This is a genomic window from Rhizobium lentis (assembly GCF_014200175.1).
GTDB lineage: Bacteria > Pseudomonadota > Alphaproteobacteria > Rhizobiales > Rhizobiaceae > Rhizobium > Rhizobium mulingense.
In genome coordinates, this window is the sequence record NZ_JACHBD010000004.1 from 437329 (window position 1) to 449489 (window position 12161).

The following is a 12161-nucleotide window of genomic DNA, read 5'->3' on the forward strand; positions in this document are numbered from 1 at the left end:
CCAAGCCCCTTCGACCGAAGTCCCCGGCGTGGAACGGGGGGCCTGGCGGCGTCGTTTGAAAGTCACGGAAGGAGATCCGCACATGAACCGCAATAACAGATCCCATGTGAATGACGCCTGGAACGTCTCCGTCATCGCTCTCGTCGTCGTTCTGGCCGGCCTTCTCTACGCCTTCGGCGCAGCCATGTCAGGCGATAGCCTCCGGTTGACCGAGAGCGTCAGAGGCGCCGAGGTATTCGATACCAGGAATCTGCCCTGATCCTGTCTGGAAAAACTCTGAAGACGCTGTAGGTTAGTCGGCAAAGTCACTTGCCGGTATCAAAATGAATTGGCTTCGCCGCTGGAACGCCCGCTCCCTCGCCTCCCAATTTTTCATTGCGGGAGGCCTGGTCTCGATCGCCGCCATGTTTCTGGTCGGCGTTCTCGTGACCCATCTGATCGAGGATGCCGTCATTCATAATTCCGGCGCAGCAACAGCACTTTACGTCGACAGCGTCGTGGCGCCGCTGCTTCCCGACATGCAAACGGAATCGTTGCTGGACGAAGGTAGCGCTCAGGCGCTGGACGAGACGCTCGGCCAGGGCGCGCTCGGCAGGCGCCTTGTCTCGTTCAAGCTGTGGCGAAGCGACGGCACCATTCTCTATTCGAACGAGAAAGACCTGGTGGGCCGGAAGTTTCCCGTAAGCGACAAGCTGCAGAGGGCATTCGCCGGATCGCTCGTCGCGCGCTACGAGATCGCCGACGACCCGGAAAGCGGTGTCGAGCGTGCGCTTGGCAAGCCGTTGATGGAAATCTACAATCCGGTTCTGCAGCCGTGGTCCGGCCAAGCGGTCGCCGTGCTCGAATTCTACGAGACGGCGGAAGGTCTGGCCGACAGTCTGGCGCATGCGAGGCTGCGGAGCTGGGGGGCAGTCGCCGCTGTCACAGGGCTGTTTTTCCTCGTTCTCTCCGCTCTGGTGTTTCGCGGCAGCCGCACGATCGAAGCGCAGCGCAAGGATCTCAAAGAACGGGTGACGGAATTGTCGGCGTTGCTCTCCGAAAATCGCGGGCTGCAGCGGCGGCTGCAGCGCGCCTCGCAACGGGTGGCGGCATTGAACGAAACATATCTGCGCAGCATCGGCGCCGATCTGCACGACGGTCCGGCACAGCACATCGCCTATGCTTCATTGCGACTCGACAGCGACCTCTTGATCAACGCGTCTACCAAACCCGAAGCCCGGGAAAGGGAACTTGCCTGGATCCGCTCGAGCCTCGCCGAGGCGATGACGGAGATCCGCAATATCTGCAGCGGACTGGTGCTGCCGCAGATCGAAAAATCCACGATCAGCGAGATAGTGCTGCGGGTCGTCGAAGCGCATCAGCACAAGACCCAAACCTTCGTCGAAACGATCGTCGACGAGGATGGACCCGAACTCGCGACTGCCGTAAAGATCTGTCTTTATCGCTTCATTCAGGAAGCCCTGAACAACGCCTATCGCCATGGCGGCGGCGTTGAGCAGACGGTGAAAGCCGTGTCGCACAACGGTCATATCCGTGTCGAGGTCAGCGATCGTGGCGATGGTTTCGATCCGGCGGAAGTGCGGCCAACAAGCCTCGGCCTGGTGGGACTTCGCGAACGCATCGAGAGCCTGGGGGGCTCCTTCGATATCAAGACAGGCGAAGGAGGAACGACCGTGACCATGACCTTCGAGCCCATGGAAGTTGGAGATTAGAGAGATGACAGCAATCACCGTCGGCGTCGTGGACGACCACCCGCTTTTTCGCGAGGGCGTAACACGCAGCTTGTCGGAGATGAGCGACTTCGTGGTTATCGGCGAAGGCGCCAGCAGCGAAGACGCCGCCATGATCGCTTCGAACAACCGCCCCGACGTCATGCTTCTCGATGTCTCTATGCCCGGCGGCGGATTGGCTGCGATCAGTGATGTCCTGGAGCACAGTCCAGCGACGAAAGTGCTGATGTTGACCGTATCCGAAGAAGTGGACACGCTGCTTGGCGCCCTGCAACGCGGGGCGATGGGCTATGTTCTCAAAGGTGTCGGCTCCCGTGGTCTCGCCGAGGCGATCCAGACCGTCCTCAGCGGATCACGATATATCTCGCCGACGATGTCGGCAAAGGTCATGGAGAATTCGCTGAATGGCGCAGCCTCCGACAAGAACGGTCTGACGCCACGGGAACGCGAGGTGATGGATCTTGTCGCTCAAGGCCTTTCCAACAAGCATATCGGTTTGCGCCTTAATCTGCAGGAAAAGACCGTGAAGCACCATATGACCCAGATTCTGAGCAAACTCGGCGTCTCGAACAGGACCGAAGCGGCCCTGCAATGGCGCGAACGGCGCTAGCGCCGGGGTCAGCCATAATTCTGAATCCTGTTCTCAATTAAAGAATTAGGGCATGATGTCGCCCGAAAACCGCTCACACCGGCACCAGCTAGCGAAGGAAGCGGCTCAGCCGGCGGGTGTCGTTGGCCGTCGCCTGACGACTTATGATCGTCCTGCCTTTCGCGTCCTTCATGACATAGCGGCCGCTGCGCAGGCTCTCGGTGATGCCGTTCGCGTGGCGAACGTTGATCGATCCGTCGGAACCCGCGGTCGCTCTCGTCCCCAATTCTCTCGACGACGCGGCGGCGGAGGAAGAGGATGACGCGTTGCTGCTGGAGTTTCCGCCACCACTGTTGCCGGATCCACCGCTGCTGTTTCCGCCCCCACCGCTATTCCCTCCCCCATTGCCGTTCCCACTCCCTCCGCTATTGCCGCCGCCACCGCTGTTGCCGCCGCCATTGCCGTTGCCGTTATTGCCATCCTTTGCCTGCGCGTGCTTCACCGCCAGATGGGGAAGGGAGCCGCCGAGGTTGATCGACAAAGGCGATGCGGCAACAATGAGGGCGACGGCCGCGTTGCCGCCCCATCTCAGAAAATCGCGTTTCGAGACAGTCATGCCGTAGCCTCGTTCATCTGTTCTTCGCCATTCCAACCGTTATTGGACGCACGAGAATTTTCGCTTTTCCGACCATTAAATGCAACCGGACCTAGGTACTACAAAAGCCGGGACTTTGGTCCGGCGCCAGACTACCAAATGGATGGACGCAAAAAACGTGAGCGGCCTTTTGGCTGTAATATTCTCGCCTTTCTTACCAAGGTGTTGCTGCCTGAGGCGTGGACGCATTTTTCTGGAACTTCTTTCTTTGTCATCGCTTTGTTTATCAAAGTGCAACAGAGGAAGCCCCGATGCCAAACCCGAACGAATCCCCTGCCGTCCAATCCATGAAAAAAGAACAGGCAGAGCAGCGAACGCAGGCCCGAAGGGGCGATCTCGACAAGGCGATCGAAGACACGTTTCCGGCATCCGATCCGGTGTCGGCCACCCATACCTCCATTCCCGTCGGCCGCAGCGATGTCGAGGCGGCTGAGCGCGTGAAGCGCGAGCCTGATCCGACCGCGCTGGATCAAGATTATCCGCTGGTCGATCAAGCCCTGCGCCCGACCGGCTACGAGCGCGAGGAGTTGCGGGCACTACAGAAAGAAGCTGGCCGGATGGCGGAGTCCGCCTCGGAACTGGCGTCCGGAACGGCCCGTCTGGCAAAGGCGGAAGCGAAGAGTTTCGTCCAGGACATCGAGGACCGGATACGCCGGCAGCCGCTGACCGCCGCAGCGATCGTCGCCGGCATCGCCTTCGTCTTGGGCGCGACGCGTTGAGAACCTCTGACATGGCTACCCAATGGACCGGCGGCTGCCTGTGCGGATCTTGCCGATACGAATTCGCCGGCGATCCACCGCATTCGGGATATTGCCATTGCGATATGTGCAAGAAGGCGACCGGAGGTCCTTTCGCAGTTCTCGTCCAGGCCAGGGTCGAGGATCTCGTCTGGACACGGGGCTCCCCCGCCGCCTACCGATCCTCGCCCATTGCGATGCGGGGCTTTTGCGGCAATTGCGGAACACCGCTCTTTCTTCAATATGACGGCGATGAGCTGATCCGCGTGACGGCCGGCTCGCTCGACCACCCCGACCGTGTTCGGCCGGCGGGACATTACGGCGTGGAGAGCCGTCTTGACTGGGCCGATGGTGGGCGCGGACTTCCGGAGGAGGAAACTCAGGAGCGGTTTTAGATTATGGCCGCACCGTCTCGACATGGGTCTCATGAAAATCGCAACCTACAATGTCAACGGGATCAACGGACGTCTGGATATCCTGCTGCGCTGGCTGAAGGAGGATTCCCCGGATGTCGCCTGCCTCCAGGAACTGAAAACCGACGACGCCAGATTTCCCCGGAAGGAGGCTGAAGGGGCCGGCTACGGCGCCGTCTGGCATGGACAGAGATCCTGGAATGGGGTTGCCATTCTGGCGAAGGGCAAGACACCGATCCTGACAAGGCGTGGCCTTCCCGGCGATCCCGACGATACCCACAGCCGCTATATCGAAGCCGTCGTCGACGGCCTTGTGATCGGGTGCCTGTATCTGCCGAACGGCAATCCCTTTCCCAGCGCCAAGTTCGAATACAAGCTCCGCTGGTTCCGTCGCCTGCACGCCTACGCCGCCGAACTTCTCGAAATCGAGGTGCCATCGATCCTGGCCGGCGATTTCAATGTCATGCCGACCGAGATCGACGTCTACAAGCCGGAGCGCTGGCTGGACGACGCGCTTTTCAGGCCGGAAGTGCGCAAGGCCTATGCCCGGCTGGTGGCCCAGGGCTGGACGGACGCCGTCAGGCATCTGCATCCGAACGAGCGCATCTACACCTTCTGGAAATACTGGCGGAACAGTTTCGAACGCGACGCCGGGCTCAGGATCGACCACCTTCTGCTGAGCCCGGCAGTGACGCCGTGGCTTCGATCGGCAAGCGTCCGGCGAAAGCCAAGGGGCTGGGAGCATACGAGCGACCATGCGCCTGTCATGATCGAGCTCGACATCCCCGAAGCTGGCGGCGTTTGAGCCGCGATATCTCGCGGAGGAGCGACGGAACCTCACGATGCCAGCTGGCGTTAGCTTGCAAAGGAGATTGTCTAAAGCGCGTCGCATCAAATTTGATTCATGCGACGCGCTTTAGCCCTTTGTTTTTATGCATGTCGTTGTCCCGGAACTGCTGCATAGTTTCGAAAGACATGCATAATGGCTGCCAATTCCATCCCCGGAGTGATCGTCATGGGTGAAAGCAAGAATTATCTCAACACCGACGAGATCCAGGCCGACGACCAATTATCGCCGAAGCCGATCGAAGGAAAAGATCAGCCAAGGCGCGTGCGCAAGAGCGAAGAGGCCGTCGCCGAAGGCTCTGACGACACGGAGCGCATCCGGGTTCCGCCACCGGTTGCCAATCCCGATTGATTGCGATTGCGGTACCTTATTCCCCGGCGCCGAGATCGTAGATGCGGCCTGTCAACCAGGCGGGCCAGTCTCGTTCGAAGAAGGATCTGGCGCTTTCGTCGAAATGGCGGTTCGAACGGGTTGAAAGCCTGAGCTTATCGCCATCGAGCTGAACGACGATCTGCTCGTCCCGATGCGCTTCACGTTCTCTGCGGAAGCGATATTCCTCCAAAGGGCCTGCACTCGCATATGGAAGGGATTCGCCCTGGGCATCACATATTGCTCGCGCTCCGCGGCTACCGCCGCCATTGCATATGAAGAAGTCGAGGGCGCTGAGCACGGCTTCCGAGGCGAGCGCCATGTGGCGCCATTGCACGCCTCGCACCGCTTCGGCGGCGCGGCCATAGGCGACGCCCCCGGCACGAATGGTGGCGTTCAGTTTGCGCGCTTCGATCAAGGCCTGGGCGACGCTCTCCTGATCGCAGATAATGCCGGCCTTCTCGCTCATTCGCGCCTGCACCTCCGAGCGGACCGATTTGAGAGTGAGCGGGCTCTCGCTGCGAAGAGCAGCCAGCAGAGCGGTGATCCCTGCCTCCGCGACCCCTGACATATTGCCCGTGGCGGCCCCCTTCGCCCTTCCGCTTGCGCTGATATGCTCGGCCGCCCGGGTACCGAAGACCTGCCCGGCATTGAGCGCGGCGCCACCGGGCCGCGTTACGCCATGTGTGCCCGCCGCTTCGCCGACCGCGTAACAGCCGGCAAGATTGCTGCGGCCCCAGGTGTCGACCATGATGCCGCCATTCATGTGCTGGTTATTGACGGCGAACTCCAGCGGGTCGGCGGCGATGTCGATCTTGTAGCGGCGGTAGAGCTCGATCGCGAGCGGGTTCATGTGCTTCAACCGATCGATCGGCATGTCCTGATCGGCACCGGCCTTGCCGAGATACAGGCGGACATCTTCGTCCAGCCTCTCCAGGCTGAACGGCAGGTCACCCGGCACCGGCAGTGGATTGCGATTGAAGTCCATGAAGACACGCCTTCCTGCGGCGGTTTCGCAATGGATGGCGAGATCTACCAGGCTCGAGCCGAAATCCAGCATGCGCGTCGCGTGAAATGGCCATTGATAGCCTTTGCGGAAGACGTTCGACGCCAGCTCCTGGGTGCTGCGGTAATATTGCGCCAGGAAATGATGTTCACCACCCTCGGCATCTTCCGAGTAGATATGCGGAATTGCCTGAACGTAGGTGCCCGACAGATTCCATGGGAAGCCTTCCCTGCGCGTTCCGATGCCGAACTGGCTTTCGGTCAGGTTGACGAGCTCGACGCCTGCCTCGAGCGCCAGGCCGAGGGAGCCGAAACAACCATTGGGATAGACGCTGTCGCGATAGAGCTCACCCGGTCCGCCGGCCGCGAGCACGATCACATTACTGACGAACAAGGTGATACCGAGCGGATTCTCCTCCATGCGATCAGCGGCGCGCATGGCAAGTATCCCTGCCACGCGGCGATCCGTTCCTTCGCCTTCGGTGAGGATTTTGACTGCGGTCGTCTGATTGTAGAACGGCACATCGAGCCGGAGCGCCTCTTCTGCCAGCACCTTGACCATCAGGCGCGAAGTGCGCGGGCCGCAGCTGGTGGCGCGGCCGACCTCGTCATGATCGGTCTGATATCGCAGCGTTCCACCGAGCGGATCCTGCGGCAGCGGCAGGCCCAAGAACTGCAGCGACGCCATCATCCGCGACGAGCCCACGGCCTCGACATAGGCAGTGTCCTCGTCCATGGCGCCGCCGCTGCGGATGGCCCGGGCCATCGCCTTGTAATTGTCGCCCTGATCCGCCGTGTTAGCCGTGTGCAGGGTCTGCTTGTCGGAACCCGAGCAGGCCGAGGTTCCGCCCCAGGCGCTTTGGCTGACGATGACGACATCATCGCCGCGCCGCTTCATTTCCACAGCCGCACGCAGACCTGCAGCACCCGATCCGACGACGACACAGCCGGCTCGATAGATCGGCACGTCGATACCGGCGAGCCGAGCCGTTGCCGAAGGGCCGGCTTCTGGTGGAAGCTTCGGCATATCGACATCGGTCAGCGCGTCGAGAATTTCCTGCGGGACGTCTATGGTCATCGGCATTTATCCGAGCGGGATGTCGACCCAGCGCTTCCGCCGGGAAGACTCCATGCATGCGTCGACGATCTGGCAGATGTGGTGGCCGGTATCGAAGGTCGGCCACATCGGCCTGTTTGACACGATCGAGCGGATCACCTCGGCGACCTCGATGATCTTGCTTTCGTTGTAGCCGATGCCGAAATTCGGCAGAGGCAGGAAAGCTCGGAAGGTGGGATTCTCCGGCCCCACGTCAATCTCGCGAAAACCGCGCCGTCCCGTCCGGTCGTCGTTGGAGTAGAAGCGCAGCCGGTTTATCTCGTCATAGCTATAGGCGATGCTGCCTTTCGTTCCGTAGACCTCGTAGGTCTGCATGAATTTGCGCCCGGTCGCGACACGGCTGAAATCGACGATCCCGCCGGCGCCGTTGGCGAACCGGCATAGCAGGTTGGTCGCGTCGGGGTTGGTGATATCGGCCCAGGATTCGTTGCCTGTCAGTTTCACCTGTTCGCCATAGGCAAGGCCCTCGACGACGGGACGGCGCGGCGTGACGATCAGATTGTCGGCGATCAGCGAACTGACGCGGCCGACCAGGAAATCCATGAAGCTGAAAATGTGCGAACCGGTGTCGCCGACGATCCCGGTCGGCGCGAGCTTCCCATCAGCGCGCCACATGAAGGGCGCCGTGGGATCACCATACATATCGACGTGCTGACAGCCGCGGAACAGCTTGATCTCGCCGATTTCACCTGAATCGATGATGTCTTTCGCCAGATCATGGACGGGGTTTCGGGGAAAAGCGTGTCCAACACGCGTAATGACACCCTTCTCCTTCGCGATATCAGCCAGCTCCCGCGCTTCATCGGCGGTGTTCGACAGCGGCTTCTCGCAATAGACGTGTTTGCCGGCCAGCAGGGCCGCCTTGGCCACCGGATAGTGCAGATGGTCTGGCAGACAGATATCGATCAGGTCGACATCGGGATCGGCAACGGCCGGATGCCAATCCTGAAGGATCCGTGCACCGGGCGCCCGGTTGCCAAGATCCTCGGCAACGTTCGGATTGCCGTCGACAAGCGTCACGATTCGCGCCGTTCCATCCGAGACGCCAAAGAAATGCGGAAAGGTCTGATAGGCCATGGTGTGGACCTTTCCCATCCAGCCCGACGCGCCAAGCACTGCAACCCTCACTTCAGACATTGTCGTTACTCCTCTCGAAAGGGCTTACTGGATTTCCGCACGGGCTCGCGGCCTCGTATCGTTGCGTTCGTAGGCGAAGATTGCGGAAGGCAGCGGCGGCAGACCCCGAATGAGATCGGAGCCCTTTTCGCCGACCATGATTGTCGGCGCATTGGTGTTGCATGAGGGCACGCGCGGCATAACGGAGGAATCGCAGACCCGTAGGCCTTCAAGGCCATGGACCTTGAGATCCAGCCCGACAACCGCGTCAGGCCCTGTTCCCATCTTGCAGGTGCCGACTGGATGATGATCGGTCTTGGCGTTGGCGCAGCCATAGTCGAAAAGCTGCTCGTCGGTCATGACCTTTGGACCGGGAAGCCTTTCGGCCATGACATAGGGCTTCAGCGCCGCCTGCTGCATGATCTCGCGGGCGATCTTGAGCCCTTCCAGGGACATCTTCCGGTCGTGCGGATCGGACCAGTAGTTGGGATCGATCAAGGGTGCTGCACCCGGGTCGGCGGATGACAGACGCACCGTGCCGCGCGAGCGCGGATGCAGGTAGGCGGAGTTGAGGGTCACACCGGCGTTCTTCAGCCGCTCGACGCCGGCTTCGATGCCCGATCCCAAGCCGAGGTGAAACTGGATATCGGGAGACCGCGCATCGGGATCGGCATACCAGAAGCCGCCGGTCTCGAAGAGCGACGAGGCCACCGGACCAGTTCGGAACAGGACATATTGAACCCCCGCCCAGAGTGTGCGGTGCAGCTTCGCGACGCCGTCATAGGTGTGATCGCCGGTGCATTCGGCGATGACGAAAAGATCCAGATGATCCTGAAGGTTGCCGCCGACACCGGGCAGATCGTGGTTCACCTTGACGCCCACCGATTTGAGGTGATCGGCCGGCCCGATGCCGGACTGCAGAAGAAGCTTCGGCGACCCGATCGCGCCTGATGACACCAGGACTTCACGTTCGGCTCGCACGATCTCCGAGCCGCGCGCGGTCGCGATCTCGACGCCTGTCGCTCGACCTCCTTCGACCATGATCCGCGCGACGCGCGCGCCGGTCCGCACCGTCAGGTTCTTCCGGTCCCTGATCGGCGAGAGATAGGCGAGCGATGCCGAGGACCGGCGGCGATTGCGCTGAGTCAGCTGGTAAAATCCGACACCGGCCTGCTGGCGGCCGTTGAAGTCGTGATTATAGGGAATGCCGAGCTCCTGGCCCGCGCGGATATAGGCGTCGCAGATCGGCAGCGGTGCAGCCGGCATCGAAACACCCAGCGGACCGCCATAGGCGTGGTAGTCGTCGGCGAAGCGCTGATTGTCCTCGGCGCGTTTGAAATAGGGAAGGATCGAGCGATAATCCCAGCCCTCGCAGCCGTCTTCGGTGACCCAGAGATCGTAGTCGGCCGCGTTTCCGCGCGTGTAGAGCTGGGCGTTGATCGACGAGCCGCCGCCGATGACCTTCGCCTGCGTATAGCGAAGCACCCTGCCCTTCATGTGTTTCTGGGGAACGGTCTGCCATCCCCAGCTGGCGACACCTTTGGTCATCTTGGCGAAGCCGGCGGGCATATGAAAAAGTGGATTCCAGTCGCCTCCGCCTGCTTCGAGAAGCAGCACCGTGACATCGCGATCTTCGCTGAGGCGGTTTGCCAGGACGCAGCCTGCAGGACCGGCACCGGTGATGATATAGTCGAAGCCCATTTTACTGTCCTATGTGAGGCCGGCCCGCGCCAACGGATCTGTCCGTGTCTGCAAATCCTTCGATGCGATGTGATCAGCAACTCTCAGTGCCTGGCTGGCGACGGTGAGCGCCGGATTGACCGCAGCCGACGTGGGTAAGAAGCCGGCGTCGACGACGAAGAGGTTTTCGTGATCGAATGACCGACAATACGGATCGAGCGGCGCCGTCGCAGGGTCGTTGCCGATGCGGATCGTGCCGCACTGATGGGACGGCGTGCGCTTATCGAAAGGTCTCGACAGCACGATCGGAAATCCGATCGACCGCAGGATCGCCTTCAGCTTGGCGACAAGCGCCAGATGGGCGTCCCAGTTGGTCCTCTGCCATTGCAGAATAATCCGATCTCCATCGACCATGACGCGGCTTTCGGGATTGGGCACGTCTTCGCTCATCGCATAGAAGTCGATGGCATGATCTGTCATGAAACGGAGAAGCCATTCCGGAGCCTGCGGCAGAGAGCCCTTCAGAACCTTTTCGGAGATGCGCCCCAGCAACTGCACATTGCCGAGCGGCGGTCCTCCCTCCCCGTCGGAGAGATAGAAGTCATTGAAGGCGAACGTCTTTTGATAGACGGCGGTGTTCCTGAACCGTGGCGAAACAGCGATCACGGCGGAAGCGTTGTGGTTCATGAAGTTACGGCCCACCTGATCGGAAGAGTTGGCAAGGCCCCTGGGGAAGCGGTCGGTTCTCGACCGCAGCAAAAGCACCGACGATTGGACCGCCCCGGCCGAAAGGATCACGATGTCAGGCGAGGCAGTCAGCGTCTCACCGTCCTTGATATAAGTGACCCGGTCGATCCGGCTCCCGGCTCCGGTGTCGAGCCGTGTCACGCGCGCATGGGTTTCGAGCCGCACGTTCTTATGTTTCAGCGCCACCGCGAGCGCCGCGGTCTCGGCGTCCATCTTGCCGTCCCTTGCATTCGGATGCGCATCCCAGGGCGTACGCGCCTTGGAGAGCCAGGCATCGAGATCGAGGCCGAGCGGCAGGGAAAAGGGATGCAGCCCTTTCCCCTTGAGGCGCGCCCTGACTTCGGCGATCGGCGCCTCGTCGGGCACGGGCGGGAATTCGTAGGCAGTCGAGTGATGTGGTTCCGTCGGATCATCGCCGAGACTGCCGCGGACCTGGTACATCCGCTCCGCCTTCGAGTACCAGGGCTCCAACTCCTCATAAGAAAAGGGCCAGGCTGGCGACACACCTTCGCGGTGCTCGATGACGTCGAAGTCCTCTTTGCGATAGCGCGACAGGACGGCGCCGTAGAATTTCGAATTGCCGCCGACATTGTAGTAATTGCCGGGATTGAAGCCTTTGCCGTTCGCCTCGTACCAGATTTCCGTCGGGCGGAAATGCCCCCGCTGGAAGATCGCCCGCTGGTCGCGATTGACGGGAAGGTCGGCAATGTGATCGCCAGCTTCCAGGATCAATATGCCAGCACCGGTCGCAGCCAGGCCAGCGGCGACGGTGGCGCCGCCGACTCCTGAGCCAATGATGACGATATCTGGTGAACTGCTCATCGTAGCCCCCAGGCCATCACGCGATCCGCATCTGGCTGTCTGGATCGAAGAACACGGCCTTGTCGAGATTGAAGGCAAGGCGGGTGTTTTGTCCCGGCGCGATGCCGGCATCGGCGCGCAGGCGGGCGACGACGGATTTGCCGCCGAGCTTGGTGACGGCGAAGGTGTCGGAGCCGGCCGGTTCGACGACTTCGATCAGGCATTCGTCCTCGGTCAGTGAGCGCGCCTTGCGGTCGGCGCCATCCGGATCGGTCAAGGCCTCCGGGCGGATACCGAAGATCACCTGCTTGCCGGCATAGGCCGCGAGGCCGTGATTGCCGGCAACAACAGGCAA

13 protein-coding genes are annotated in these 12161 nt (G+C 61.3%); 7 read left to right on the forward strand and 6 right to left on the reverse strand.

Going from position 1 to position 12161, the window contains the following annotated elements; translation table 11 throughout:
- Window positions 1-82 precede the first annotated feature (82 nt).
- The 3 genes from GGI60_RS12965 (at window position 83) to GGI60_RS12975 (ending at window position 2340) form a co-directional block, all read left to right on the forward strand.
- On the forward strand, window positions 83-259 hold the full coding sequence (locus GGI60_RS12965) for a hypothetical protein (protein ID WP_183916251.1): 177 nt from the start codon (window positions 83-85) through the stop codon (window positions 257-259).
- A 64-nt stretch (window positions 260-323) separates the two neighbouring features.
- Complete coding sequence (locus GGI60_RS12970) at window positions 324-1712, forward strand: sensor histidine kinase (protein ID WP_183916253.1); 1389 nt, start codon at window positions 324-326, stop codon at window positions 1710-1712.
- A gap of 4 nt (window positions 1713-1716) precedes the next feature.
- A complete protein-coding gene (locus tag GGI60_RS12975) occupies window positions 1717-2340 on the forward strand; it encodes a response regulator (protein WP_010029651.1) in 624 nt (207 codons plus the stop codon).
- 88 nt (window positions 2341-2428) lie between these two features.
- Here GGI60_RS12975 and GGI60_RS12980 read toward each other — a convergent pair whose 3' ends face one another.
- On the reverse strand, window positions 2429-2935 hold the full coding sequence (locus tag GGI60_RS12980; RefSeq protein ID WP_183916255.1) for a hypothetical protein: 507 nt from the start codon (window positions 2933-2935) through the stop codon (window positions 2429-2431).
- A 290-nt stretch (window positions 2936-3225) separates the two neighbouring features.
- Here GGI60_RS12980 and GGI60_RS12985 point away from each other — a divergent pair, with 290 nt between their 5' ends.
- From GGI60_RS12985 to GGI60_RS13000, 4 genes are all read left to right on the forward strand, one after another.
- Window positions 3226-3693, forward strand: a complete 468-nt coding sequence (locus tag GGI60_RS12985; RefSeq protein ID WP_183916323.1) for a hypothetical protein — start codon at window positions 3226-3228, stop codon at window positions 3691-3693.
- A gap of 11 nt (window positions 3694-3704) precedes the next feature.
- Window positions 3705-4106 carry a GFA family protein gene (locus tag GGI60_RS12990; protein ID WP_183916257.1) on the forward strand — a complete coding sequence of 134 codons (402 nt, stop codon included), beginning with the start codon at window positions 3705-3707 and terminating at the stop codon, window positions 4104-4106.
- Between the two features lie 31 nt (window positions 4107-4137).
- Window positions 4138-4929 (forward strand): exodeoxyribonuclease III, encoded by a 792-nt coding sequence (gene xth / locus GGI60_RS12995; protein WP_183916259.1) that lies wholly within the window; start codon window positions 4138-4140, stop codon window positions 4927-4929.
- A gap of 210 nt (window positions 4930-5139) precedes the next feature.
- Window positions 5140-5322 carry a hypothetical protein gene (locus GGI60_RS13000; protein ID WP_183916325.1) on the forward strand — a complete coding sequence of 61 codons (183 nt, stop codon included), beginning with the start codon at window positions 5140-5142 and terminating at the stop codon, window positions 5320-5322.
- A gap of 16 nt (window positions 5323-5338) precedes the next feature.
- Here the strand turns inward: GGI60_RS13000 and GGI60_RS13005 are convergent, their stop codons facing one another.
- The 5 genes from GGI60_RS13005 to GGI60_RS13025 all read right to left on the reverse strand — a co-directional run.
- Window positions 5339-7423 carry an FAD-binding protein gene (locus GGI60_RS13005; protein ID WP_183916261.1) on the reverse strand — a complete coding sequence of 695 codons (2085 nt, stop codon included), beginning with the start codon at window positions 7421-7423 and terminating at the stop codon, window positions 5339-5341.
- Between the two features lie 6 nt (window positions 7424-7429).
- Window positions 7430-8599, reverse strand: coding sequence for a Gfo/Idh/MocA family protein (locus tag GGI60_RS13010; RefSeq protein WP_183916263.1), 1170 nt, complete (start codon window positions 8597-8599; stop codon window positions 7430-7432).
- A gap of 24 nt (window positions 8600-8623) precedes the next feature.
- Window positions 8624-10279 carry a GMC family oxidoreductase gene (locus GGI60_RS13015; RefSeq protein ID WP_183916265.1) on the reverse strand — a complete coding sequence of 552 codons (1656 nt, stop codon included), beginning with the start codon at window positions 10277-10279 and terminating at the stop codon, window positions 8624-8626.
- A 9-nt stretch (window positions 10280-10288) separates the two neighbouring features.
- Window positions 10289-11827, reverse strand: coding sequence for a GMC oxidoreductase (locus GGI60_RS13020; protein ID WP_183916281.1), 1539 nt, complete (start codon window positions 11825-11827; stop codon window positions 10289-10291).
- Window positions 11828-11843: 16 nt separating this feature from the next.
- Window positions 11844-12161, reverse strand: a 318-nt coding sequence (locus GGI60_RS13025; protein WP_183916283.1) for a TOBE domain-containing protein, incomplete at its 5' end; no start/stop codon positions are given.

Coding starts and splice junctions, on each gene's coding strand:
- GGI60_RS13010 (WP_183916263.1), bottom strand. CDS start 8,599: ATGTCTGAAGTGAGGGTTGCAGTGCTTGGCGCGTCGGGCTGGATGGGA.
- GGI60_RS13020 (WP_183916281.1), bottom strand. CDS start 11,827: ATGAGCAGTTCACCAGATATCGTCATCATTGGCTCAGGAGTCGGCGGC.
- GGI60_RS13005 (WP_183916261.1), bottom strand. CDS start 7,423: ATGACCATAGACGTCCCGCAGGAAATTCTCGACGCGCTGACCGATGTC.
- GGI60_RS12970 (WP_183916253.1), top strand. CDS start 324: ATGAATTGGCTTCGCCGCTGGAACGCCCGCTCCCTCGCCTCCCAATTT.
- GGI60_RS12990 (WP_183916257.1), top strand. CDS start 3,705: ATGGCTACCCAATGGACCGGCGGCTGCCTGTGCGGATCTTGCCGATAC.
- GGI60_RS13015 (WP_183916265.1), bottom strand. CDS start 10,279: ATGGGCTTCGACTATATCATCACCGGTGCCGGTCCTGCAGGCTGCGTC.
- xth (WP_183916259.1), top strand. CDS start 4,138: ATGAAAATCGCAACCTACAATGTCAACGGGATCAACGGACGTCTGGAT.
- GGI60_RS12980 (WP_183916255.1), bottom strand. CDS start 2,935: ATGACTGTCTCGAAACGCGATTTTCTGAGATGGGGCGGCAACGCGGCC.
- GGI60_RS12985 (WP_183916323.1), top strand. CDS start 3,226: ATGCCAAACCCGAACGAATCCCCTGCCGTCCAATCCATGAAAAAAGAA.
- GGI60_RS12965 (WP_183916251.1), top strand. CDS start 83: ATGAACCGCAATAACAGATCCCATGTGAATGACGCCTGGAACGTCTCC.
- GGI60_RS13000 (WP_183916325.1), top strand. CDS start 5,140: ATGGGTGAAAGCAAGAATTATCTCAACACCGACGAGATCCAGGCCGAC.
- GGI60_RS12975 (WP_010029651.1), top strand. CDS start 1,717: ATGACAGCAATCACCGTCGGCGTCGTGGACGACCACCCGCTTTTTCGC.